Origin of the sequence: Methanosarcina sp. WH1, assembly GCF_000970005.1 — an archaeon.
In the GTDB taxonomy this organism is placed as follows: domain Archaea; phylum Halobacteriota; class Methanosarcinia; order Methanosarcinales; family Methanosarcinaceae; genus Methanosarcina.
Map to the genome: position 1 here is coordinate 1,202,647 of NZ_CP009504.1, position 24,158 is coordinate 1,226,804.

At 44.3% G+C, this 24,158-nt stretch carries 17 protein-coding genes, 8 tRNA genes and 2 rRNA genes; 9 read left to right on the top strand and 18 right to left on the bottom strand.

What is annotated here, in order from left to right:
- Positions 1 to 38 precede the first annotated feature (38 nt).
- From MSWH1_RS05415 to rrf, 3 genes are all read left to right on the top strand, one after another.
- Positions 39 to 111, top strand: a tRNA-Ala gene (locus MSWH1_RS05415).
- 119 nt (positions 112 to 230) lie between these two features.
- A 23S ribosomal RNA gene (locus MSWH1_RS05420) occupies positions 231 to 3,135 on the top strand.
- 74 nt (positions 3,136 to 3,209) lie between these two features.
- Positions 3,210 to 3,331: ribosomal RNA gene (gene rrf / locus MSWH1_RS05425) — 5S ribosomal RNA — on the top strand.
- 5 nt (positions 3,332 to 3,336) lie between these two features.
- Here the strand turns inward: rrf and MSWH1_RS05430 are convergent.
- Together MSWH1_RS05430 and cbiZ are read right to left on the bottom strand one after the other, a co-directional pair.
- A complete protein-coding gene (locus MSWH1_RS05430) occupies positions 3,337 to 3,585 on the bottom strand; it encodes a hypothetical protein (protein ID WP_048126777.1) in 249 nt (82 codons plus the stop codon).
- A gap of 443 nt (positions 3,586 to 4,028) precedes the next feature.
- Positions 4,029 to 4,631 (bottom strand): adenosylcobinamide amidohydrolase, encoded by a 603-nt coding sequence (gene cbiZ / locus MSWH1_RS05435; protein ID WP_048126780.1) that lies wholly within the window; start codon positions 4,629 to 4,631, stop codon positions 4,029 to 4,031.
- A 230-nt stretch (positions 4,632 to 4,861) separates the two neighbouring features.
- Between cbiZ and MSWH1_RS17945 the strand changes: the two genes are divergently transcribed.
- Positions 4,862 to 8,839 (top strand): PAS domain S-box protein, encoded by a 3,978-nt coding sequence (locus tag MSWH1_RS17945; RefSeq protein ID WP_048126783.1) that lies wholly within the window; start codon positions 4,862 to 4,864, stop codon positions 8,837 to 8,839.
- A gap of 12 nt (positions 8,840 to 8,851) precedes the next feature.
- On the opposite strand, the gene MSWH1_RS05445 is transcribed toward MSWH1_RS17945, so the two are convergent.
- From MSWH1_RS05445 to MSWH1_RS05465, 5 genes are all read right to left on the bottom strand, one after another.
- A tRNA-Leu gene (locus tag MSWH1_RS05445) sits at positions 8,852 to 8,936 on the bottom strand.
- 190 nt (positions 8,937 to 9,126) lie between these two features.
- Complete coding sequence (gene argF / locus MSWH1_RS05450; protein ID WP_048126785.1) at positions 9,127 to 10,035, bottom strand: ornithine carbamoyltransferase; 909 nt, start codon at positions 10,033 to 10,035, stop codon at positions 9,127 to 9,129.
- Positions 10,036 to 10,144: 109 nt separating this feature from the next.
- The gene (gene purD / locus MSWH1_RS05455; RefSeq protein WP_048126787.1) at positions 10,145 to 11,446 is read right to left on the bottom strand and encodes a phosphoribosylamine--glycine ligase; all 1,302 of its coding nucleotides are present in this window, start codon (positions 11,444 to 11,446) and stop codon (positions 10,145 to 10,147) included.
- A gap of 628 nt (positions 11,447 to 12,074) precedes the next feature.
- Positions 12,075 to 12,638, bottom strand: coding sequence for an orotate phosphoribosyltransferase (pyrE, locus tag MSWH1_RS05460; RefSeq protein WP_048126789.1), 564 nt, complete (start codon positions 12,636 to 12,638; stop codon positions 12,075 to 12,077).
- Positions 12,639 to 12,741: 103 nt separating this feature from the next.
- Positions 12,742 to 13,269: a CDP-2,3-bis-(O-geranylgeranyl)-sn-glycerol synthase gene (locus MSWH1_RS05465; RefSeq protein ID WP_048126791.1), complete on the bottom strand. Its 528-nt coding sequence runs from the start codon at positions 13,267 to 13,269 to the stop codon at positions 12,742 to 12,744.
- Between the two features lie 293 nt (positions 13,270 to 13,562).
- On the opposite strand from MSWH1_RS05465, the gene MSWH1_RS05470 reads away from it, so the two are divergent.
- The 4 genes from MSWH1_RS05470 (at position 13,563) to MSWH1_RS05485 (ending at position 17,084) form a co-directional block, all read left to right on the top strand.
- Positions 13,563 to 14,582, top strand: coding sequence for a cytochrome c-type biogenesis CcmF C-terminal domain-containing protein (locus tag MSWH1_RS05470; protein WP_231591903.1), 1,020 nt, complete (start codon positions 13,563 to 13,565; stop codon positions 14,580 to 14,582).
- Positions 14,583 to 14,606: 24 nt separating this feature from the next.
- The gene (gene ccsA, locus MSWH1_RS05475; protein WP_048126793.1) at positions 14,607 to 15,668 is read left to right on the top strand and encodes a cytochrome c biogenesis protein CcsA; all 1,062 of its coding nucleotides are present in this window, start codon (positions 14,607 to 14,609) and stop codon (positions 15,666 to 15,668) included.
- An 892-nt stretch (positions 15,669 to 16,560) separates the two neighbouring features.
- Positions 16,561 to 16,689 carry a hypothetical protein gene (locus MSWH1_RS20470; RefSeq protein WP_255350487.1) on the top strand — a complete coding sequence of 43 codons (129 nt, stop codon included), beginning with the start codon at positions 16,561 to 16,563 and terminating at the stop codon, positions 16,687 to 16,689.
- The gene (locus MSWH1_RS05485) at positions 16,686 to 17,084 is read left to right on the top strand and encodes a transcriptional regulator protein (RefSeq protein WP_048126797.1); all 399 of its coding nucleotides are present in this window, start codon (positions 16,686 to 16,688) and stop codon (positions 17,082 to 17,084) included. The genes MSWH1_RS20470 and MSWH1_RS05485 overlap by 4 nt, the downstream gene beginning before the upstream one ends.
- Positions 17,085 to 17,180: 96 nt before the next feature.
- On the opposite strand, the gene MSWH1_RS05490 is transcribed toward MSWH1_RS05485, so the two are convergent.
- From MSWH1_RS05490 to MSWH1_RS05525, 9 genes are all read right to left on the bottom strand, one after another.
- A complete protein-coding gene (locus tag MSWH1_RS05490) occupies positions 17,181 to 17,429 on the bottom strand; it encodes a hypothetical protein (protein ID WP_048126799.1) in 249 nt (82 codons plus the stop codon).
- 495 nt (positions 17,430 to 17,924) lie between these two features.
- Positions 17,925 to 18,137 (bottom strand): MoaD/ThiS family protein, encoded by a 213-nt coding sequence (locus MSWH1_RS05495; RefSeq protein WP_048126801.1) that lies wholly within the window; start codon positions 18,135 to 18,137, stop codon positions 17,925 to 17,927.
- On the bottom strand, positions 18,134 to 18,262 hold the full coding sequence (locus tag MSWH1_RS20475) for a hypothetical protein (RefSeq protein ID WP_255350488.1): 129 nt from the start codon (positions 18,260 to 18,262) through the stop codon (positions 18,134 to 18,136). The genes MSWH1_RS05495 and MSWH1_RS20475 overlap by 4 nt, the downstream gene beginning before the upstream one ends.
- Before the next feature lie 471 nt (positions 18,263 to 18,733).
- Positions 18,734 to 18,805 (bottom strand) — tRNA-Gly (locus tag MSWH1_RS05500).
- A 25-nt stretch (positions 18,806 to 18,830) separates the two neighbouring features.
- Positions 18,831 to 18,905 (bottom strand) — tRNA-Phe (locus MSWH1_RS05505).
- 57 nt (positions 18,906 to 18,962) lie between these two features.
- Positions 18,963 to 19,036: transfer RNA gene (locus tag MSWH1_RS05510), tRNA-Val, on the bottom strand.
- A gap of 71 nt (positions 19,037 to 19,107) precedes the next feature.
- Positions 19,108 to 19,179: transfer RNA gene (locus MSWH1_RS05515), tRNA-Gly, on the bottom strand.
- Positions 19,180 to 19,204: 25 nt separating this feature from the next.
- Positions 19,205 to 19,279 (bottom strand) — tRNA-Phe (locus MSWH1_RS05520).
- Between the two features lie 118 nt (positions 19,280 to 19,397).
- Positions 19,398 to 19,471 (bottom strand) — tRNA-Val (locus MSWH1_RS05525).
- A gap of 358 nt (positions 19,472 to 19,829) precedes the next feature.
- Here MSWH1_RS05525 and MSWH1_RS05530 point away from each other — a divergent pair.
- Positions 19,830 to 21,146 (top strand): methanogenesis marker 16 metalloprotein, encoded by a 1,317-nt coding sequence (locus MSWH1_RS05530; RefSeq protein ID WP_048126803.1) that lies wholly within the window; start codon positions 19,830 to 19,832, stop codon positions 21,144 to 21,146.
- Positions 21,147 to 21,530: 384 nt separating this feature from the next.
- Here MSWH1_RS05530 and comE read toward each other — a convergent pair whose 3' ends face one another.
- Entirely contained in the window at positions 21,531 to 22,679 is a 1,149-nt protein-coding gene (gene comE / locus MSWH1_RS05535) for a sulfopyruvate decarboxylase subunit beta (protein ID WP_197074028.1), read from the bottom strand.
- Between the two features lie 166 nt (positions 22,680 to 22,845).
- Positions 22,846 to 24,096, bottom strand: a complete 1,251-nt coding sequence (locus tag MSWH1_RS05540; RefSeq protein ID WP_048130251.1) for a cysteate synthase — start codon at positions 24,094 to 24,096, stop codon at positions 22,846 to 22,848.
- Between the last annotated feature and the right edge of the window lie 62 nt (positions 24,097 to 24,158).

The window sequence follows — 24,158 nt, forward strand, 5'->3', positions numbered from 1 at the left end:
TCAAATCTGAGGTCCTTTATGGATCTCTTGTCTCTCTCGGGCTTGTAGATCAGTTGGAAGATCGCTGCCTTTGCAAGGCAGAGGCCCTGGGTTCGAATCCCAGCAAGTCCATTTTTGTGCACCCGATAAGTAGTTTATCGGGGAAGGATGGATAGCCTGCGCGGAACCGCAGGCATATGAAGTCGTGTATAGGTGCTGTATATTGAACGCTAACTGGACCTGGTTAGGTGTAACAGGAGTTATGCTATCAGGTGGATGGCTCGGCTCAAGAGCTGATGAAGGACGTGCCAAGCTGCGATAAGCCCGGGATAGGTGCATGGATCCAATGAACCCGGGATCTCCGAATGGGACCTCTCCATAGTGATCAGTAATGATCGGGAACGCTCCGAATTGAAACATCTCAGTAGGAGCTGGAAAAGAAATCAATTGAGATGCCGCTAGTAACGGCGAGTGAAACCGGCACAGTTCAAACCGAATCCCTTCGGGGAAATGTGGTGTTGTAGGGCTGTTCAAACGTCTTGCGGCAAAACCGAACTTGCCTGGAACGGCAGACCATAGAGTGTGACAGTCACTTAGGTGTAAGCTAACAGACCGGAACATGTCCCTGAGTACCGTGCGTTGGATATCGTGCGGGAATCTGGGGGTCACCAATCTCCAAAACTAAATACTCCTTGAGACCGATAGCGAAATAGTAGGGTGACCGAACGCTGAAAAGTACCCCGAGAAGGGAGGTGCAAAGTGCCTGAAACCTGATAGTGATGGAACGATACGGCATGAAAGGATCTTTGACATGAAGAAATCATCCGCGAGGATGTAGTACGAATGTCACTGCCAGTGTTGTATCTTACGTTTTGAAGAACGGGCCAGGGAGTGTATCTTGGTGGCGATGGCTAACCTTTTATCTGGGCAGCCGAAGCGAAAGCAACATGTGCGCAGCCTTCGGGCGAGGCACGACGTATACAAGTGCGTGGAGTCACCGGGGTACGACCCGAAGCCGGGTGATCTAGGCGTGGGCAGGTTGAAGCGTGGCGAAAGCTACGTGGAGGACCGCAAGCGGTATTGATCTGCAAATCATTCGTGTGACCTGCGTCTCGTAGTGAAATGCTAATCTAACCCGGCATCCGCTGGTTCCTTCCGAAACATGTCGCAGCATGACCTGACTTGAGATCGTCGGTGGAGTAGAGCACTGATTGGCGGTTCCGGGGGAGAAATCCCTCGCCCGCCTGTCAAACTCCAAACCCACCGTCATCTGAGACAGTCGGAGTCCGGACTACTGGGGTAAGCTTGTAGTCCGTAAGGGAGACAACCCAGCCCGTGGTTAAGGTCCCCAAGTGTCGACTAAGTGTTAACGCTAAAGGGCGTCCCAAGCCCAAGACAGCTGGAAGGTTAGCTTAGAAGCAGCTACCCTTCAAAGAGTGCGTAACAGCTCACCAGTCGAGGTTTGGGGCCCCGAAAATTGACGGGGCTCAAGTCGACCACCGATACCACGGAGTACCGCAAGGTAATCTCGTAGGAAGGCGTTGTGTTCGGGCTGAAGCAGGGCTGTAAAGTCCTGTGGACCGTTCACAAACGAAAATCCTGGTAATAGTAGCAGCAAAGCAGGGTGAGAATCCCTGCCGCCGAAGGGGCTAGGTTTCCTCGGCAATGATCGTCAGCCGAGGGTTAGTCGGTCCTAAGACGTACCGTAATTCGAGTACGCCAAAAGGGAAACAGGTTAATATTCCTGTACCATTTAGCACTTAGTTCTGACGTTTCCGGGCAGGCCGAGCGGCGTCGTCGCGCCGTCTAAGCAGCGAACCCCGTGGAGAGCCGTAATGGCGAGAATCGGGCGAATCTGTAATGGCTTAAGTCGGCTGCACCCAGGAACCCGTGAAAAGGACAGCTAAATGTCCGTACCGAGAACTGACACAGGTGCCCCTAGCTGAAAAGGCTAAGGCGTGTCGGAGTAATTCAGTTAAGGGAATTCGGCAAATTAGCTCCGTAACTTCGGGAGAAGGAGTGCCTGCTGTGAAGACAGCAGGTCGCAGTGACCAGGGGGCTCTAACTGTCTAATACCAACATAGGAGATTGCAAACCCGTAAGGGCTAGTACAATCTCTGAATCCTGCTCAGTGCAGGTACCTGAAACCCCGGTTCAACGGGAAGAAGGGCCTGTAAACAGCGGGGGTAACTATGACCCTCTTAAGGTAGCGTAGTACCTTGTCGCTTAATTGGCGACTTGCATGAATGGATCAATGAGAGCCCTACTGTCCCTAACTGGAGTCCGGTGAAGCTTACATTCTAGTGCACAGTCTAGAGACCTCTAGGGGGAAGTGAAGACCCCGTGGAGCTTTACTGCAGCCTGTCGTTGGGTTGTGGTTCTGGATGTACAGAGTAGGTAGGAGGCGTCGAAGCGGGTGCGCCAGCATCTGTGGAGCCACAATTGGGACACTACCCTTCTGGAACTACGACCCTAACTCTGCGAAGAGGACCCCGATAGGTGGGCAGTTTGCCTGGGGCGGGACGCCCTTGAAAAGATATCAAGGGCGCGCAATGGTTGACTCAAGCGGGTCGGAAACTCGCTGAAGAGTGCAAGAGTATAAGTCAGCCTGACGTTATTCAGCAAAGCAGTGGATGACGAGACGAAAGTCGGTTCTAGCGAACTTTTGAGCCTCCTTGGTGGGGGCCAAAAATGACAGAAAAGTTACCCCGGGGATAATTGAGTCGTTGCCGGCAAGAGTACATATCGACCCGGCAGCTTGCTACCTCGATGTCGGTTCTTTCCATCCTGGCCGTGCAGCATCGGCCAAGGGTGAGGTTGTTCGCCTATTAAAGGAGATCGTGAGCTGGGTTTAGACCGTCGTGAGACAGGTCGGTTACTATCTACTAGAGGTGCCAGAGGTCTGCGGGTAAGCTGCTTTTAGTACGAGAGGAACCAAGCAGCGGCGCCACTGGTGTACCGGTTGTCTGACAAGGCATTGCCGGGCAGCTACGCGCTAAGGAATAAGAGCTGAATGCATCTAAGCTCGAAATCTGACCTAAAAAGAGACCTCTCTAAGGATTCCGGTAGAAGACCGGTTTGATAGAAACGGGATGTAAGCACCAAGGCAACGAGGTGTTCAGTCCGCGTTCACTAACTATCCGTTCCTTTCACCTAATTCAGGTCCAGGCGAAATTCAGTATGCAGCACATCTATACATGACTTTTTCCATATCCCATTTATAGGTAGAGTTTGGCGGCCATAGCGGCAGGGCAACTCCTGTACCCATCCCGAACACAGAAGATAAGCCTGTCCACGTTCCTTACTGTACTGAAGTGTGCGAGCCTTCGGGAACTCTGGATCGCTGCCAAACTCACCCTATACTACTTTAACTCTATTCTGAAATTGTTTTTTTGAAATGTTTTTTTGAATTGATTTTTTAAATTGATTTTTTAAATTGATTTTTTGATATTGATTTTTTAAATTGATTTTTTGAATTGATTTTTTAATATTGATTTTTTGAAATGTTTTTACTATGTCACCGGTATCTGTTGAGCTGTACTTATCGATAAAATCAGGCCACTGCTTTAAATTATTATTTTTTAATCCCGGCTCTTCGTTTTCCAATAAGAAAGTTGCGCACCTGTCAGCATCTTAAAGAAGGCTGGTGTTGTAGAAGAAATCAGATTAATTTATGCAGGGTACTTATAATAAGCAGTTTTATAGGAAGAAGTGTAAAACCCATGAAATCTTAATTCTATGGGATATAAACGTCAACGTCCTTTGCATTATTTTTGATGTGTGTTGCCTTCGCATGTACCCTCGTTTAATATTATATTAAATTAAGGGATGTGAAAACCAAGCAACTTTTTCCAAGAGTTTACCATCAGGCTCTATAGGTCTTGAATAAATCCACTTTACCAAGTTCGTATTCATGTAAAGCCAAAACTGACGAATGGACAGAACTCAGTAGGGATGGTATAGCCCGAATTAACGCTCATGGAGATGCCGATAGTTTTCTATGAAGTGAGAAGCCGCTAAGTCTTTAGCTTAGGGGTAGTTCACATGATTTACTCTCCCCTCAGCTCCAGTCCTGCCTTAATTCCTTTTATGACTGTATTTGTGATTTTTTTCCCGAACTCCGTACTTGAGCCTGCATAGGGGATTTCCTGTTTTTTCTCATTTTCTGAGCTAGAATCTGGGCTCGTTTCATAGGCAACAATTACAGCATCCGTATTAGTACCCAAAAAGGTGTATCCTTTTTCAATAAGTGCAAGCCCTTTAGCTTCGGTGGCTGTGATAATCGCTCCCAGGAGGGCTGTCTCGGATAGTCTTATCTTTGAGATTAGAATTATGTTTATGGTTCCTATTTTTGCCCTGAATTCCGAGCCGTTGCTTACGCCAGCGGTTATGAAAGCGGTCAGATAGTCGTCTTCAATTACCTGGAGGTATTTCATTTTGACAGCTGTCAGGAGGCCGAAATTGGCTGCTTCAATTCCATTTATTAGGGCTTCTTCTTTTACGAACTCCTCCGGGTTAGGAGGGTTGAAGGTTCTTGGAACCTGTTTGTTGAAAAGATAGTTTACCCGCGCACGTCCGCCGTTTAAGCCCGTGCTCACGGCTTCAAAATCACCTTCAATGACAATAGTATTATCTTTTACATAGTATCGCATATAGTGATCACGTTTTTTCCAGGGGATAATATGCTTATGGTTCCTATCATGATAATGCTTATTAATTAAATAAAGGACGGCATGTCTGACTTTTCCTCAAAGTTTTTAAATACAACCGAATGCAAACGATTTTTTATTATATGGGGAGTATAAAACTTAAAATATTAATTTATTCCTGATCATTGAAGGTTAGGTATTTTATCGCTTAAAAGAGGGAGACTAAGGGGATAATGACAGCTAAAGTGGATCAATTTCCAGCAATAAACTCGAATCCTGTGTTCAGCGTGGCAAAGGATGGAGTAATTCTTTACTCAAATAAGGCAGGAGAACCCTTGTTGCATGAGTGGGGTGTGAGAGTAGGAGAAAAAGTGCCTCAACATATTGAAATTTTTGTTCAAAGGGCAATATCCCGGGAAGGGATTGAAAAAATAGAAGTTAAAATGGGCGAAAGAGTATACTTTGTTGTTTTTCAGCCCTTGCCCGAACAGGAATGTGTAAACATTTATACATTTGGCATAAGTGACCGTAAAGAACTTGAGGGAAAACTTCGGGAGAGTGATACTCAAGAAAAGGCGAATCTGGAGCTTGCCAACATTATTGATGCTAAAGCAGTCCAGTCTCTCATGAATGATCTTTATAGGCTTGCTCATATCCCTATGGCCCTACTTGATCTTAACGACAATATTCTGGTAAGTGTTGGATGGCAGGAAATTTGTTCCAAATTCCACAGAGTTAATCCTGAAGCCTGCAAGCACTGCTTAGAAAGCGACATAAATCTGTCTACTGGTGTTACTCCGGGAGAATATAAACTGTACAAGTGCAAGAACAATATGTGGAACGTAGTAACACCAATTATTGTGGAAGGACAGCATATAGGCAATATCTTCTCAGGACAGTTCTTTTTTGATAATGAACCTTTAGACCGCGAATTTTTTCGATTTCAAGCTCTAAAATACGGTTTCAATGAGGAAGAATATTTAGCGGTGCTTGAAAAAGTACCTCGGCTGAGCAGAGAAGCTGTGGATACAAGCATGGCCTTCTTTATGACCTTTGCTAATATGATCTCACAGCTAAGCTACAGCAATATCAAACTATCTCAATCTCTGGCGGAACGTGATGCTGTGGTGGATGCATTGCGGGAAAGTGAGAAACGTGAGCGGGATCGCTCAGATGAACTAGCAGTATTACTTGATGCTGTTCCGATCTCCGTTTATATAGCACATGACCCTCAGTCACTTCAAATAACTGGTAACCGACTCTCCTATGAATGGCTCCGAATTCCTGTGGGTACAAACTTGTCCAAATCCGCTCCAGAAGGAGAAAAACCAGAGATTTTTAAGTTATTCAAGGATGGAGTGGAGATCCCGTCTGAAAAAATGCCGTCGCAGATGTCGGCTGCAGGTATAGAGATAAACGACTGTGAGCTGGATATTGTATCTGCTGACGGTAAGGTACGACATGTATTGGGCAACGCCAGACCCTTGCGTGACGAGCAGGGAAACCTGCGGGGGTCAATTTCTGCATTCATAGATATTACCGAGCGTAAAAAAATGGAAAAAGCTCTCAGATTATCAAACATTTACAATCGCAGTCTTATTGAAGCCAGTTTAGATCCTTTAGTAACTATTGGGCGTAATGGTAAGATCACGGATTTAAATGGTGCTACAGAACAGGTTACTGGATATTCCAGAAATGATTTAATTGGGACTGATTTTTCAGACTACTTTACTGAGCCTGAGAAAGCCCTTGCGGGCTATCAGCAGGTATTCATGCATGGTGAGATTCGGGATTATCCTCTTGAAATCCAGCATAAAGATGGACATATAACTCCTGTCTTGTACAATGCTTCAGTTTATAGCGACGAGAATGACGAGGTTATTGGGGTCTTTGCTGCTGCACGTGATATCGCTGCTGTTAAAAAGGCAGAGGAAAAAATTCAGATACTTGCGAATGCTGTGGAGTCATCTAATGATGCAATTATAACCAAGTCTCTTGATGGGATTATCATCAGTTGGAATAATGGGGCAGAGAAAATTTATGGATATCTGTCTGAAGAAGTCCTGGGGAAAAATATATCCACACTTGAACCAGACAATACTAAAGGAGAAATAAAGAATTTAATTGAGAAGATTAAACAGGGAGAAAGGGTTCAGCACTATGAAACGTTACGGATGAAAAAGGATGGAACAATAATAAATGTTTCAGTTACTCTTTCTCCGGTTTTTGACGCGTCTGGAAAGCTTGTGGCTATCTCTACTATCGCCAGAGATATTACTGAAAATAAAAAGGCAGAAGAAGCTATTAGATTATCAAACATTTACAATCGCAGTCTTATTGAAGCCAGTTTAGATCCTTTAGTAACTATTGGGCGTAATGGTAAGATCACGGATTTAAATGGTGCTACAGAACAGGTCACTGGATATTCCAGAAATGATTTAATTGGGACTGATTTTTCAAACTACTTTACTGAGCCTGAGAAAGCCCTTGCGGGCTATCAGCAGGTATTCATGCATGGTGAGATTCGGGATTATCCTCTTGAAATCCAGCATAAAGATGGACATATAACTCCTGTCTTGTACAATGCTTCAGTTTATAGCGACGAGAATGGTGAAGTTATTGGGGTCTTTGCTGCTGCACGTGATATCGCTGAGTGCAAGCGAGTTGAGGGGGCACTACTGGAGAGCGAATCGTGTTTGAGGCTGGCCCAGGTTTCTGCAGGTGCAGGTATATGGGACTGGAATATGTCTACAGAAAAGCTTGAGTGGTCTGAAGAACTATTTCGTCTCTTTGGTTTAGATCCCGGGAAATCTGATGCCAGCTTTGAAGTCTGGAGAAGTGTGCTTCATCCTGACGACAGGCTGATTGCGGAAAGGCGGATTGAAACCGCAATTATCAACCATATTCCGCTCGCGAGCGAGTATAGGATCGTGCTCCCATCGGGTGATGTGCGATGGATCAATGCCCTGGGGAATACGACCTACGGCAGTGAAGGTAAGCCACAACGCATATCAGGCATCTGCATCGACATCACCGAACGCAAAAAAGCAGAAGAAGCTCTAAAAAAGACACATGACAATTTAGAACAACTAGTTGAAGAACGAACAATCGAGCTTGAGAAGGCTTATAAATCTTTGAAAGAAAGTGAAATCGGTCTCGCTGAAGCTCAAAGAATGGCTCATATTGGAAACTGGGAATGGGATACTGCGGCTGGTAAAGTATATTGGTCTGAGGAAATGTATCGTATTTTCAGATGTGACTCTCAAAAATTAGCACCGCCTTATAACGAATTTTTAAATTATGTACATCCAGACGATCGAGACTATGTGGATAGCGCCCTTAAGAAAGCTGTGAAAGGAAAAACTCATAGTATTGAATATAGAATTGTCTTGGCTAATGGGGAAGAGCGTGCGGTCCATATGCAATCTGAAGTTACTTTTGATCCGAATAATCGCCCCATCCGTACGAAAGGAATAATTCAGGATATTACAGAGCGTAAAAAAGCAGAAGAAGCAATGGCAAATATTGAGACTGCCCGTAAAAAGGAAATTCACCACAGGATAAAAAATAACCTGCAGGTAATCTCTTCCCTTCTTGACCTTCAGGCTGATAAGTTCGAGAATCCGAAAGTTATTGAGGCTTTCAGGGAAAGCCAGAACCGGGTTATATCTATGGCTCTCATCCACGAAGAGCTTTATAAAGGAGAAGGAAAAGATACACTGGACTTTTCTACGTACATCAGGGAGTTAGCTGAAAACCTTCTCCAGACTTACAGCCTTAGCAGTAAAAATATCTGCCTGTGCATGGATATGGAAGAAAATATATTTCTTAATATGGATACTGGTGTCCCTTTAGGAATAATTGTCAATGAGCTTGTTTCCAATTCCCTCAAACATGCATTTCCTGGCAAAGACAGGGGAAAAATTCGAATTAAATTACGTAGAGAAAAATATGGAAAGCACAAAAAGGAAGACGATAAGACTACCAGTTTTATTCTGACTGTTTCAGACAATGGTATAGGCATTCCTGAAAATCTCAATATTGAACATATTGATAGTCTTGGCATACAGCTGATAAACGCCCTCGTAGATCAGCTAAATGGCGAACTGGAACTTAAAAGGAACGATGGGACTGAATTTACTATGAAGTTTACAGTAACTGAAAAATATAATCAGGCTCAAGTCGGATTAAAATCACGAGAAAATGGATAAAAAAAATCTGGATGCGAGAGGTGCGATTCGAACGCACGAACTCCTACAAGACTAGGCTCTGAACCTAGCGCCTTTGACCTGGCTGGGCAACTCTCGCACGATGTAGCTTGTGTTACAGCAGCAGATAGTAGCGCTCTTTGTTTTTATACTTTTTCCTTGAAATCCATTTCGGGATATGAAAATCCAGGTTACTTTTCTAATATTTCTGCTTTTGTAATGCAAGAAGACAATAATGTTTTCCTTTCAGATATGGGATTTTAAATGTAAAGGTAGAAATTGATGAAATTTTATCTCATCAATTTCAGGATAAGGGCTTTCTGGGCATGCAGGCGGTTTTCTGCTTCTTCGAAGACTACGGAGTTCGGGCCGTCCATGACCTCATCCGTAATCTCCAGGCCTCGTCTGGCGGGCAGGCAGTGCATGACTATTACATCCGGCTTTGCAACTCCAAGGAGTTCGGTATTGACCTGGAACCTGGTAAAGTCCCTCAGGCGCTTTTCCTGTTCGGCTTCGTCGCCCATGGAGACCCAGACATCAGTATAGATAATGTCTGCGTCCTTTGCGGCAACTTTTGGATCATCTGTGATTGTGAACTTGCCCCCAAGAGCTTTTGCCTGTTCAAGGAACTCGGCTTTGGGCTCATAGCCTTTCGGGCAAGCAACGACAAACTCCATTCCCACAATAGCCGAGCCAAGTAAGGCCGAGTTGCAGACGTTGTTCCCGTCTCCTACCCAGACGAATTTCAGACCTTCGAACTTTTTCTTAAACTCCATGATGGTCATGAAGTCACCCAGGATCTGACAGGGATGTTCCCTATCTGAGAGGGCGTTGATCACGGGTATGGTTGAATATTTTGCAAGCTTCTCCACAGTATCATGGCTCATAACCCTGGCCATGATTCCGTGCAGGTAACCGGAAAGGGTCCTTGCAGTGTCCTCAATGGTCTCGCCTCTTCCTACCTGGATGTCTCTGGAGTTCAGGTAAAGGGCATGTCCCCCGAAATCGCTCATTGCAACCTCAAAGGAAACTCTGGTCCTTGTGGAGGATTTTTCAAAAATCATTCCGAGACTTTTATGCTTCAGGTACTCGGTATATTCTCCTGCCTTACGCTTTGCTTTCAGGTCCGCGGCCGATTCAAGGAGTTCGTAGATCTCCTCCCGGGACAGGTCAGTTATTGAAAGTACATCTCTTTTCATCGTCTCAAACCCCGATTTCTTCTGGCTGAATTTGAACTTTTATACTACTGCAAAGTACTTATTACACACAGTATTTATGCGCGGTACTTCTGCATAACTTTTGAAACAGTCAGTCTCTAAGTTCTTTCATATGGTCAATTCTTTTCTGGATAAGATTGGCAGTGCCTATATCTTTTCGGAAGAAAAGTTTACCTCGAATATTTTCAAGAGCTTTCTGGGCGATTTTCTCTGCAGCCTCTATTGTTTCTGCACACCCGACGACAACAACAGCGCGGGAGCCGGTAGTGTAAATTTTCCCCTCTTTTTCATACACGCTTGCATAGTAGACTGAAGCCTCTCCTATATCTCCTACAACTACTTCGCTGTCTTTTACCGGGTTCTCCGGGTAGCCTGCCGGGACTGCGTACTTACAGACCGTTGCTTTCCTGTTAAACTTTACAGGCAGGTTTTCGAGGGTTCCTTTTACTACAGCAGACATAATTTCTATAAAATCAGTCTCTATAAGAGGGATAACATTCATAGCTTCAGGGTCTCCGAACCGCGCATTGAACTCCACGACTTTTGGGCCGCTGGCAGTCAGAATAAATTGTCCATAAAGAATGCCTTGGTATCCTGTCCCCGTTTCTTCATACAGCGCGGTTACGGTATGCTGCATAATCTGTTTTGCCTTCTCAAGGTCTTCGGAAAGCATGAAAGGGAGGATTTCTCCCGCGTCGGTGTATGAGCCCATGCCGCCCGTATTCGGGCCAAGGTCCCCTTCATAAGCTCTCTTATGGTCCTGCACTGCAGGGAAAAAAGCAAGGTTTTTTCCGTCCACAAAAGCCTGGAGAGTAAATTCTTCTCCTATGAAACGTTCCTCAATAACTACGGACCCTTTTTTCAGAAGCTCGCTTGTATATTCTTTGGCAGCTTTGAGGTCAGGAAGCTGGTCGCCCATTACCTTTACACCTTTCCCGCCTGTAAGCCCGGAGGGCTTGACTGCAACATCGCCCAGTTTTTCAATGAATGCATTTGCAGGAGCTTCTTCCGTGAAAACTTTATAGGCAGGGCAGCCTTCGATTCCGTATTTCTTCATGAAATTCCTTGCCCATGCCTTATCAAACTCAATAACTGCACAGGCTTTTTTAGGGCCTACAACAGGGATCCCGGCTTCCCAGAGGGCATCTGCAACTCCTGCTGCAAGCGGAGCTTCAGGACCCACAAAAACCATATCAATGTTCTTGGCTTTTGCATATTCAACAATTTTTTCAATCTCGGTTTCTTTTTCAAGCAGGAAATCCTCGCAGAGGGCGGCAATTCCGGGGTTTTTCTTTGCCATTACCGCATAAAGGATGGGGTTATGCTTGCTTTTCTTAATTCCTTCGGCAATTGCGTGCTCCCTTCCGCCGCCGCCGATAAGCAAAATCTTCATTTTCATTCTCCTTGTTCAAAAAAAATTATTTTTTAACCTGAAATTTGTTCTTGATATTTGACGAAAAATATGTTGAAGAAAGGGCGATGGACACTGAGGCTCGCAAGACCTTTCATTCGATTTTGAACGTATTTTATTTTTATAAATGATCTTTTTTACCAATAACACAATAAAGGATTCCCTAATTCTCTATTTCTTCTGATAAATATCTTCTCATTGTTAAGCTTCGCCTTCCGAGCTTCGCTTCCCGAGTTTCGCTTCGGGAGCACGAGGTCCTTTTCGCTGCGCTCAAGAGGACTTATTTATGGACACTGATACTGAACTTCGCTTAAGAGATCTTATTTATGGACACTGGTACTGAACTTCGTTTAAGAGATCTTATTTATGGACACTGATACTGAACTTCGTTTAAGAGATCTTATTTATGGACACTGATACTGAACTTCGTTTAAGAGATCTTATTTATGGACACTGATACTGAACTTCGCTTAAGAGATCTTATTTATGGACACTGATACTGAACTTCGTTTAAGAGGACGAATTAAATAATATCTCTGACATGTATAACAGTAATTTAGCATACAGGGTCGTTCATTATAAGGTTCAGGAAAGTGCTCAAGCACTTTCCTTACTTTAAGAGATCACTCGCACTTACCAGGGGTACAAGTTCGGCATCTACTTCTTTGAGTTTTTCCTTTGCTCCTTCTTCCCTGTCCACTACGGTGATTACGTATTTTACACGGGCTCCGGTTTCCCTGACCACCTCAATCGCGTCCCTAACCGAGCCTCCGCTGGTTGTTACGTCTTCGAGCATTACAAGCTTGTCTTCCGGTTTAAGCTCGCCTACGAACCTGCTTTTTGTGCCGTAGTCCTTGACGGATTTCCTTACTATAAGCAGGGGAAGCTCAGTTTCCAGAGAAACTGCGGTTGCGAGAGGTACTCCTCCGAGTTCTACACCTGCAACCGTGTCTACATCCATTTCCCTTACCTTGAGGGCTGCCTGCCTGGCAATAATTTTCAGGGTTTTAGGGTCGGTGCTGGCTTTCTTGATATCGATGTAGTACTTGCTTTTCTTTCCCGAGGCAAGCGTGAAGTCCCCGTAGCGGACAGCTCCGCAGGCTTTGAGGGCTGCGATCAGTTCCTGTTTTTGTGTTTTGAATTCGTTTTCTGTTTCTGGTTTTGATTGACTCATTATCTCACCGGTGTTTGCAGCCTTATTAGCGCTATGAATATTTTTTCAGGTTTTTCCTGTAGTTTTTTCTGAAGTGTTGTAGAAGGGTTTTTCCTAAGAATTTTCACCAGGGTTCTTTCTTTACGCCTATAATGTATCCGATTATGTTTGTTGTAAGATGGAGCAGAGGCGTCATTATGAGGACGGTAAGAATGATTCCGGTGGTGAAATTACTCACGAACCATTCCGGGGCTGCAAGGTATGTGAATACCCAGGCTCCCACAACAAAGTCAAGCTGGTCTACAAGAGGCAGGGACGCTCCCCTTTTCAGGCCCATTCTGCGCTTGAAAAAGCTCTTGAACATATCTCCGAACAGGGCGCCGGAGGCAAGGGCGAGGACAACTTTCAAAGCGCTCGCGTAATCCGGGCCAAAGGCGGGAATTTCAATTCCCATAATCTCAAAACCCTTCATACTCAGCCAGATCTCAATGCATCCTGCAAGAAACCCGCAAAATATGCCTGAAAAGAGTCCTCTATAGGTCTTTCCGTCTCCAAGAATCCTTTTCCCGTCCTTATAAGTCCTTCCTCCGTCAATAGGCTTTCCGCCCCCGAAGACAGCTGCAAAGGGATTGGGAAGGTATGCAGGAATCATCAGCCAGAATGCTTTGATTATCAGCTCTATCGTAGTATCAACTCTCTAATAACTCTCTTATTTCCGGTCCATTCTTTCCTGAGGCAGAAGTTAACTCTTTTCCACATCCTTTTTATTTTTTTGTATGACTTGCTTGCAGAGTGAGCCATAAAATTATTTTCCGCTCTCTTCTCCCTGTATTTTTCAACTTTTTTTAGGTACTTTTAAATAATGGGCTTAAGTAACTATTATCCCTATTTAATTGTATTTATTTTATGAAGTTATATTTTTTATTCATATTTTCAAGGTTTTTTATGAAAAAGTTAAGCGATGTTCTCACAGTCCGCAGCACCATGTTTGCTACTATCTCAGTGCTGGTGCTGCTTGCTGCTCTGTTAGCGATGGGACTTTTAACCCCTTTTATCTTGAGGGTCAGTACAGAAGAAGAAATCCTTCTCGATGCTGCCTATTTTAACCTGCGTGCAGCTCTGCCAACCCTTGCCCTTGTAATGCTGCTGACTCTGTGTCTTCTGATCGGGAGTGCCGGGAAAAAGGAAGCTCTTCTGGTGTTTGGGCTTGGAATTTCAGGTTCCGCACTTTCGGTTGCGTTTTCACCGTTTTCAAGTCTGCCTGTTAATATCTCGTTTCCGCTCCTTTCAGCTGCTCTCTTTGCGGTTATTTACAGGTTGCTTTCTTCGAAGGAAAAGACTCTGAAAGGGACTCTCAGGAGGGCGGGTTCTCATATTATCCACCTGGGGGCAGTCCTGCTCCTCGTTGGCATTGTGTTCAGCACTAACATGAATCTTGAAGATTCTGCTGTGGTTCCTCTGGGAGAAGTGGGCACTTTCAAGTCGATGGGTTATAGCGTTCGTGTTACAAACATCACATCGGGAATTGAAGGGACTCCTTATGGGGGCTATTCTGGCTCGGCTTACGTAAGTACCGTATATTTTGACGTTTACAGGTGGGGCCAACTTTTTGACCGCGGGCAGGTTAGATACATAAGTGACTTCAAATGGGAACAGGCCTACACTGAAACTTATATCCACAGGGGGCTTCTGGAAGAGCTTTTCATTGCTCCCAAATCTGTGGATACAAAATCCCAGACAGTGGAACTTTATGTCCGGAAGGTGCCTTTTATGACTGCTCTCTGGGGTGGGTTTTATCTGATGGTGCTGGGCGTCCTGATGATCTTCCTCTCGGATTCCCTCAAGGGAGAAAAAGGTACTCCTGGAGATGGTCTTCCTGGAAACCGTTTTTATGAAAGAAATTCTCAGGTAAATGAAAGTAAAAATGATAATAGAAAGAAGCGAGTTAGTAAAAAAAACGTATGAGACAGGTGCGTAGATGGTGATCGTATGAATTATGGAATGGGGCTCGTTTGGATAGCGGGAGCTTCCGGACTACTTGCTTTTTTAACTTCCCTGTTTTACTTCTTCAGACAGGACAGGAAATTTATGGTCCTTTCAGAAAAACTGGAACTTGCAGGAGGATTGGGATTAGTACTTGCGATAGTCCTGCTCTCCTACCACCTACTTGGGGTGGACACGGAATACAGTTATGTCTTTCAGCACTCCAGCGCTGACCTTGCCTGGCATTACAGGTTTTCGGCGCTCTGGGCAGGACAGGAAGGGTCATTTTTGATCTGGACAGGTTTTATCTTCATAATGCTTGCAATAACGCGTTTTACGGGCACCGGTAAAATTCTCCGGGAGACAGAGCTCTTTGCCTTTATGAGATCGGTTTCACTCTTTGTAGCCTCCGTATTCCTGTTACTTCTGGCGTTGAAAAACCCTTTCTCAATGTATTATATAACAGGCGCAGGAATACCTGAAGCTACAAATTGGAACCTATTTGTGGAACCTTTCGTTGTTTCTTACGGGCAGGGTATGAATCCTCTGCTCAGGAACTTCTGGATGGCTATACACCCCCCTTTTCTGTTCCTCGGTTATGCAGCCTTCACCCTTCCTTTCGCTGCTGCAATTTCAGGCCTTGTCCTCAAGGACAGCAGGTGGTCCGAGCTTGCAACAGGCTGGATGCGAGTCTCCTGGTTCTTCCTTACGCTTGGAATTGGATTCGGAGCATTCTGGGCATATGAAGTGCTTGGTTGGGGTGCCTGGTACTGGACATGGGACCCTGTAGAAACTTCTTCCCTGATTCCCTGGCTTACGGCAACAGCTTATCTTCATGCGAAGTTCAGGTTCCGTCAGGGAGAGTACGGTTTCATGCTCCCCATGCTTGCACTTGTCTCTTTTATCCTGGTCATTTTCTCGACCTTTGTTACAAGAAGCGGGTTGTGGGTATCTGTGCATTCCTGGCAGGACTTCACAACAGAAGGGATGATTATTGCTGCTTTCCTGTTTATTCTTACAGGTTCAAGCACAGTTCTCCTTGCCAGGAAGTATTTTAGCGAGGAATAAATTAGCTTAGCGAGGTAAATTAGCTTGGCGAGGAATAAATTAGCTTAGCGAGGAATAAATTAGCTTAGCGAGGTAAATTAGCTTGGCGAGGAATAAATTAGCTTAGCGGGGAATAAATTAGCTTAGCGAGGAATAAGTTTCGCTAAAATAGAGGGTGTGGAAAAGCATATTTAACGAACAAAATAAGCTCTGAGGAGTAAGTTGGGGAAGAAGAGTTACATGAAATTTCAGCTTTCTCCAGTTTTTTACTATTTTTTAGTTTTTTTCTCCAATTTTTCTATTTTTTCCATTTTTGCCCCGATTGGATACTTTCAGGAGATCTCTCAGAAGTCGGGAAGTATGCTGCAGATTTATCTGGTTCTTCGTGATAATTATTTGATCTGCGCTAAAGTGAGAATATAAACATTTCTAAATTATCCTTGACGTTTTATTGTCCGGATATCTTCCTTTAATTTCTTTGATCTGTACAATTATAATATTTTTGTTGTGATTCCCTCAGGTTTTTATCTGGATAATAGGATTATTATGCCTCTGATGTTTGATTATTTTTTTACACATGCTAATGTCAGGTGTGGTTGAAAGTTTTTCAATTCCCTTTTAATATATACAACTTTAAATAGTATGAGTACATTATTAATTGTTGGAGATGAATAACCTTCTAATTATATACGTATACAGGTTTAATTGCTGAACCTATACGTCTCTTCCCATCAATTTCATAAAACGGTTCTCTGGTAGTCGGTTATGGAAATATGTTACGTTTGTTTTTGATAACCGATTGTTGGGTTTAAAATGTAAACAATCCGCTAGATTGTGAAAAAACGCTTTTTATTGAATTTAATGTTTTAAAACGAGATAGGTCACCATATAAATATATACGTGGTGTAATACTTTGGAAGTTGTTGTCAGCGTTAATGGCGGTTATGAAAGCTACCTTTCAAGATTTGAATATAATTACCGTGGATATTCTTTAGCTGACAGATTAAATTATAAAAATTGGAATATGAAGGGGTTATCATGAAAGACTATGAAGTAAAAGTGCTGGACGAAAATGACCACATTTTTATTGAAACGTTAAGGAACCTCGGGATGTCAAGAAATGTTGCCACAACTATGGCATATCTTATGAATGTTGACGAAGCTTCATCCCGTGAAATTGAAATCAGTACCGGACTAAGGCAGCCTGAAGTCAGTCTTGCAATGAGATTGATGCGGAATCAGTCCTGGGTCAATGTACGTTCGGAAAAGAAACCCGGTAAAGGGCGCCCGATTAAAATTTATTCTCTCGCAGCTCCTGTTGATGAGATCATAAGCTATTATGAAGATAAAATCTATAAGGAATCTCAGGCAACGATCTCAGCAATTAAAAAACTGAAGGTTATGAGCAAAAAGGTGCCTCTAACTCCCTCTAAGTAAAGGGTCTAAAAAGGGTTAGCTCCATAATGGCTGATTGTCCTTCCTGGAACTCACCATTATGGAAATCAAATCCTTCCATAGTTTATTCATTTAATTTTATATCTTCCAGGTTCTTTTCCCCTTTTTGTTCTTCTTTGGTTTTCTCTTTTCACTTTCCAGGTTTTCCTTTCTGATCTCTTTTTCCTTTCTGATTTTCTTTTCCTTTCTGGTTTCCTTTTCCTTTCTGATCTCTTTTTCCTTTCTGATTTTCTTTTCCTTTCTGGTTTCCTTTTCCTTTCTGATTTCCTTTTCCTTTCTGATTTCCTTTTCCTTTCTGGTTTCCTTTTCCTTTCTGATTCCTTTCAACGTTTTTCTGGAACTTCAGGCATACTCGGGGATTTGGTGCGTGACTCCTCTTCAGCCTCTTTGCTGATTTTTTCCCCCTTTACTCCTTTGCCCTGTCTTTTGTTCAAACCGTCCGGTCGTTTAAAATGTATATGAACAAGTAAATCTGAATTAGAATATCCTTTTAAGTCTGAATTAGAATATCCCTTTAAGTCTGAATTAGAATATCCCTTTAAGTCTGAATTAGAATATCCCTTTAAATCTGAATTAGAACAGCCCTGATAGTCTGAATCAGAATATCCTTTTAAATCTGAATTAGAACAGCCCTGATAGTCTGAATCAGAATATCCTTTTAAATCTGAATTAGAACAGCCCTGAAAGTCTGGGTGAGAATCGCCCTGGATAAGAAGTGCACTGATTATTGAAAAATGCCAGAATAGAAAAGTAACCTTCAGAATCTTTCAATAAGGGGAAAATGAGTTGCAATAAAGAAGTACCCTGCCCTTTGAGGGCAGGTCAGCCACCTGTAACAACTTTAAGAATTGTTAGTCTGTCGGAATTTATAGTCCCATCAAGGGGAACTGCATTCCCTCCGTTTAATACAAGTACTGTTTCCTGATTTATGTCCAGCGTATCAAGCAGGTCTTCGTAGGTAGCGCTCTCAGCTACTTCTACGGTCTGTTCGGAAATCTCTCCAGCTTGAATTGTTATATACACCTTTTTACTCACTCTAATGGTCCACCGCCGCTTACCTGAATTTCGTCTACGATTCCCTTTATTAACTTCTGCTCCAGTTCATATTCTTTTCTGACACCTTTTCGTTCTGCATTTCTTTTCTGGAACTTTCCTGTCATGTTCAAATCTCCTTTACGATATTTCAGGTTTGCAACATAGTGGGTATAATCCCTTCAGACATACTCTATTGTCTTCTCGAGATTTATATCCAATAATTATAATGATTTTTTGTTTTAATTAACTTTGTGGTTAACAATCCTTTGGTTAACATTCTCCAATTTTCAGTTGTCATAACGGCAGTGTACTTTAGTTTCTGAAAAAATGTAGGTGTTAACATTGACTCTGATATCGTTTGAATGATTGACATTATAAGTTTCATATCTCTATTTTAAAATAAAATTTGAGTATATTTGGTCCGAATCTAATTATCATCTGAAAAGATCAGCATTTATGTGAACCCTTCTAAATAATACAATCTGTATGACAATAATTGGAGGTTTGAAGGGGCAAAACTTATAAAGGGCGCATTAATCAAGAAAAAAGTTAAATAATACACAAAAAAGAGGCAGAAAAATCAATTAAAAAAGTTATACACCAGCCGGGATTCGAACCCGGGTTCGAGCGTTGGCAACGCCCGGTGATGACCGCTACACTACTGATGTTCTTTGTTGACGTCCCTTGTTTTTATGGTGCCCAGACCCGGATTCGAACCGGGGACAACTGCCTCTTCAGGGCAGCGCTCTCCCACTGAGCTACCTGGGCAGGTAGATATGGCAGTTGTCAATTAACTTTAATTAACTGCCAGATTAGTGTTTTTAGTGGGCCCGCTGAGATTCGAACTCAGGACCTCCGCCATGTCAAGGCGACGTCATAACCGTCTAGACCACGAGCCCTCTAAGATGTGTGTGTTGTTTTTACCCCTTATTACAAAGAGTATGTTTGAAATAAGGTATTAAAAAAGTTATACACCAGCCGGGATTCGAACCCGGGTTCGAGCGTTGGCAACGCCCGGTGATGACCGCTACACTACTGATGTTCTTTGTTAATGTCCTCTGTTTTTATGGTGCCCAGACCCGGATTCGAACCGGGGACAACTGCCTCTTCAGGGCAGCGCTCTCCCACTGAGCTACCTGGGCAGGTAGACCTTATTTACTAATGAATTGCTCTTTAAGATTAGATCTTTAAAAGAGATGTATTGCTTTTTAGTTTTTTCCTTTCAGGAAATATCTCCTGAAAACTTTGATTGCCTTTTAGTGGGCCCGCTGAGATTCGAACTCAGGACCTCCGCCATGTCAAGGCGACGTCATAACCGTCTAGACCACGAGCCCTCTAAGATGTGTATCGCTTCTGTTTCCCGCACCGAAGTGCAACACCATAGTACGCATCATCATTTATATAAGTTTTGGGTGGTTCGGGCTTTTTCAATTCGAATCAGCCCTTGGAAATTTAATAATTTTACAGATTTTGTAAAAATTTTTATTTCTAGTTCCAGTTTACCGGTTATTAATTGTAGAGTGTCTGTTTTTCATCCCGAACATCTCAATATATTCTTTTTTCTTCCTCGATTTCTTGTTTTCACACAGTTTCCATAAGTTTTACGATATTGGCTCTGGAAAACCTGCTTTCTAAAATAGAATGAACACGCCTCTAAAATAGAATGAATACAATATTTCCGCCGAGAGTAATATGAACGGAGCATCGGATAACACAGAAAAATGTCGGACAATCCCCGAGATCCAGGCAAAAATAGATGCTGGAGAGGCAGTGGTCCTTACAGCTGAGGAAATCAGCTCAAGGGTCAGGGCAGGGGAGGAAATCAGGCTCGAAGATATTGATGTCGTAACTACCGCAACCCGCGGTATTATGAGCGGAACCTATGCAGTTCTCTCTTTCAAAGTTTCCGAACCCGATTCTTTTGTAAAAGCTTCTAAAGTCCTGCTGAACGGAGTACCGGCAGTCGTTGGTCCCTGCCCTAACGAAAGGCTTGGAGTCCTGGACATCATCGTACTCGGGACAGCTCACAGTGAAACAGATCCTCGCTACGGAGGCGGGCACCTTTTCAGGGATATGGTTGAAGGAAAGGACATTACTGTGGACATAACTACAAGTGGAGGAGACCTTTTTTCAGTGGAGATCAGCCTTTCCGGAATCCCCTTTGCGCGGCTTTATGCGACAAGGCACGCCTTCAAAAACTATCGGGCATTCGTAAACCCGGGAAAAGAAGCCATTAAAACCATTTTCCATGCCCTGCCCTTCGAAGGCGAGTTCAGCGAAATGACCTTCTGCGGCTGCGGCAAGTTAAACCCTATTCAAAATGATCCCAAACTCGAGACAATAGGAATCGGGACAAGGGTACTGATAAATGGGGCTGAAGGGTTCGTAACTGGCCAGGGTACTCGCAGTGCTCCAGACAATCCCAACCTTACGGGTTTTGCTGACCTTCATGACATGACTCCTGAATATATGGGAGGGTTTGTAACTTCCGCAGGTCCAGAAATCATCAACACATGGGCTGTTCCCATTCCTGTTCTTTCTCAGAGTATGCTGGAAAATATCCTTAAGCCGGACAACCAGATCCCGCTCAAGCTGGTAGATCTTGCAGGCAGGATCCCTCTTTGCGAGATCACCTACGGGGATGTCTGGGATAACACAGACCTGAATGTAATATACGAACCCGAAAAATGCATTGACTGCAAGGTCTGCTGCGTGGCTGAGGCATGTCCTATGGGTGCAGTAAGCAAAGGAAAAAACGGAGCTGTATATGACCCCGAACTTTGCTTTAACTGCGGGCTCTGCATTTCAAGGTGCAGAGGAGAAGCCTTCAGTGCAAATCTTGGTACTGTCAGCTGTACAACCGGAGGCTGCCTCAGAGATATCAAAGTAACCCTGCGCCAGTCGGACCGCGCCCGGGCGGTAAAAGCCGCGCAGGAACTTAAAGAACAGGTCCTTTCGGGAACATTCAGGCTCAGGGAACCGGTGGAGAAAATAAGCTGGAGAGAATAAAGCTTAGTTGAATAAGGCTTAAGAAAATTAAGCAAAGTCAGCTATTAAAAGTGGTGAGAAGATGCGGTTAAAATAATATTTATCGGGATTTCCGCCTCCTGAAATGTCATGCTCGACAAAGAAGGGCGGTCTTGCAAAAAAGAAACAAATCGAAAATAAACGCCAATGAAAGTGTTCTCTTGATCCTGGGGGTATTTCCTTCAATATTTGTATCTCTTTATTGTGGGGTTGGTTTTTAGGTCGCATTTTATCTGGCTGATGGGGTGGTCCCAGGCCTGTGCAGCGCAGGGAAAGACTAACTAAAAGTTCCTTCTCGAGCTCTGGGATAGATCAATCAGTTAATGAAGGACCACCAAAACCTTTCTTTTAAAATTTTCTTTAAAGTTATTCTGCGCCCAGCGCTTCTTTGAAGCGTTTTGTGACTTCTTCTGGGCTCAGGGGGATGTTGGGAGCTACTGTGTTTCCGGGCTTCAGGATAACATGGATAAAGGAAGTCTGCCTGGCATTAAGGGAATCTTTGTACGCGTATATGAGGTCCTCTTCCGTGTTGACCTTATGAGTGTTCTGGATCCCGCAGGAGTTTGCCAGGATTTCCAGGTCAATGTAGCGCAGCGCACAGGTCTCCTGAGAGCCTGTAGAGCCGTAGGCGCCGTTGTCAAGGGCTACGATGATCAGGTTTTTCGGGGCTTCCTTTCCTATTTCCAGGAGGGCATTAGGGTTCATGAGGAGGCTTCCGTCCCCGTCAAAGACCACAACCTTCCGGTCCGTGCGCAGAGCAAGACCGAGCCCGATGGAGGAGACAAGCCCCATGGACCCGAACATGTAAAAGTTAAGGTCCCGGTCTCTGGCAGCGTAGAGTTCCTTGCAGGGGACTCCGAGATTTGTTACGGTGATTTCTCCGCCCAGTTCGGCTGCCACAGCGGCGATCGCATCGTTCCGGATTATCCGGGGTTCTAGAACTTTCTGTGTCAGGCGGAATTTGCAGATCTTTTCTTTCTTCGGCAGCTCCGGAGACTTCAGGGTTTCCCAGGCACAGCAGTCCGAAGCTTCCCACACTTTAGGAGAGACCAGAGCTATGTGAGGCCTGGAATTTTCAAAGGCGTCTCCGATCACATTTTCAAAGAGGGGAAGCTTTTCAGCATCATCAATTATCGTGTATTTGAGCCCTGCACCTTCCAGGATTGCGGGTAGGTGGACTCCCAGAGGGACCTGTGCTTCTATGGCTTCTTTGTAAACACCGCGCCAGCTTGCCAGGATAGGCAGGGGGATTTTACATGTTACATTCAGGGACTCAAGAGCATTGATCATATTTCCGAGCCCTGTGCTCTGAATAAGCATCATGGGTTTTCCACCTGCAAGGTAGGCCCCGGCACAGATTCCAACCCCGCTTTCTTCTCTGGTCAATTTGATCTCGGGAAAGTTTTCCGAAACCAGGGGAAGCAGGTTTTTGATCCTGTCACAGGGAAGTGTTGCAGCAAGGTCAATACCTGTTTTTTTCATGATTGCTATTACCTCTTCTTCCGGGTTTACCACGTATACACCTCTTACCGCGCATATATATTGAGCTTATTTTTCATTTTCTTGAGCTTATTTTCATTTTTTTGAGTTTATTTTCGCTTTTTTGAGCTTATTTTCGCTTTTTTCTTACAGGTTTTCAGAACTTTGATAAAAGCCCGGAGGGACTCAGATCTTTAGATTTTCAGAGCTTCAGATCTTCAAGTGGAACATCCGAGTCCCGAACAGTAACTTTAGGTTCAATCTGGAAAAGTGTAATGTCTTCCTTCAGCCGCTTGAAACCTCCGCCTGCAATATTCAGGAGAATGGTATCGTCTTTTCCGACATTTCCGGCTTCTACGGCTTTTAACAGGGAGGCAGCCGCAACTGCAGACGGGGGCAGGATATCTATTCCTTCAAGGGTCTCAAAAAGCTTTTTTGCTTCAAGGGCTTCCTCTTTGGTAACTGCATACATTATTCCGTCCGTCTCGACAAGTGCGTCATAGAGCCCGCCTGTTACGGAATAGGGCGGTGCCCGGTTGGTAAGCACAGTTGCGTAGGTATCTTCGATCTGCTTCTTTGCATCTTTCATGTCAATTTCGGGAATGATTTCTCTTCTGCCCGCCTGCCATGCATTATACATGGGAACGAAGGGGAGGTTCTGGGCAAGCTGGAGCTTTGGAAGCCCGGAGCCGAAACGCCCGTCAGCCCTGAGGCGCAACGCAGCTTCCCAGGCTGAGATCCCTCCTGTGCCGCTTCCGACACCCTGGAAGTAGTGGTCAGGCATCTTTCCTATGGTTACAGCTGCGTCCAGCATTACAGTGCCCATTCCTTCCCTCCTGGCAACATTCCTGGCTCCCCCTTCTGGGACCATGCCCGGAAGTTTTGCAATTCTTCCTGCAAGGTTGATAGCATCGGTGTAATCGTTGCCCGGCATCATGCTGATAAGGTGAATGGAATCAGTCGGTTCTTCAGGCAGCCAGAGTTTTGGAATGCCCGAATCAGGAACTACTATATAAACATCTATTCCTGTAAGAGCCGATGTGTGTGCAAATGCCCTCCCCGTATTCCCTGCAGAGGCAAGGACAATGGCTTTTCCCCTGGATTCCTTGAGAAGCTGCATAGTAGGATGGGCTTCGAGTTCTTTGAAACTGCAGGTCTTGGTAAAAGCCCCTTTCTCGGGCCAGTATCCGCTGAACCCTATGTAAAGGTTCGAAAGCCCCAGTTCCCGCGCAAGAGCTTCGCTTTTATACGTGATGGGCCCTGCTTCGGTAGTTAACTCCTCCTGAACCGGAAGCCAGGAATGAAATCTTCCTATTCCAGGCTGGTCTCTGAGCTCAAGCCTTTTTTCAAAATATTCCGCCCGCAAAAGGGAGTCGTCATTCTCACAGGTTAGCCTGTATTCCTGACCGTATTCTCTTCCGCATTTCAGACATTTTAATATGAATCTTCCCATTGCTATCAAAGAAAATTGGGTTTCTTTTGCTAAATATATGTTCCTGAAACCATAACTTAATG

Bases quoted from the DNA above. Each gene is read 5' to 3' on its own strand.
- MSWH1_RS20475 (WP_255350488.1), bottom strand. From the start codon at position 18,262: ATGACAGGAAAGTTCCAGAAAAGAAATGCAGAACGAAAAGGTGTCAGA.
- MSWH1_RS17945 (WP_048126783.1), top strand. From the start codon at position 4,862: ATGACAGCTAAAGTGGATCAATTTCCAGCAATAAACTCGAATCCTGTG.
- MSWH1_RS05540 (WP_048130251.1), bottom strand. From the start codon at position 24,096: ATGGGAAGATTCATATTAAAATGTCTGAAATGCGGAAGAGAATACGGT.
- purD (WP_048126787.1), bottom strand. From the start codon at position 11,446: ATGAAGATTTTGCTTATCGGCGGCGGCGGAAGGGAGCACGCAATTGCC.
- MSWH1_RS05470 (WP_231591903.1), top strand. From the start codon at position 13,563: ATGAAAAAGTTAAGCGATGTTCTCACAGTCCGCAGCACCATGTTTGCT.
- ccsA (WP_048126793.1), top strand. From the start codon at position 14,607: ATGAATTATGGAATGGGGCTCGTTTGGATAGCGGGAGCTTCCGGACTA.
- argF (WP_048126785.1), bottom strand. From the start codon at position 10,035: ATGAAAAGAGATGTACTTTCAATAACTGACCTGTCCCGGGAGGAGATC.
- pyrE (WP_048126789.1), bottom strand. From the start codon at position 12,638: ATGAGTCAATCAAAACCAGAAACAGAAAACGAATTCAAAACACAAAAA.
- MSWH1_RS05530 (WP_048126803.1), top strand. From the start codon at position 19,830: ATGAACGGAGCATCGGATAACACAGAAAAATGTCGGACAATCCCCGAG.
- cbiZ (WP_048126780.1), bottom strand. From the start codon at position 4,631: ATGCGATACTATGTAAAAGATAATACTATTGTCATTGAAGGTGATTTT.
- MSWH1_RS05465 (WP_048126791.1), bottom strand. From the start codon at position 13,269: ATGATTCCTGCATACCTTCCCAATCCCTTTGCAGCTGTCTTCGGGGGC.
- MSWH1_RS05485 (WP_048126797.1), top strand. From the start codon at position 16,686: ATGAAAGACTATGAAGTAAAAGTGCTGGACGAAAATGACCACATTTTT.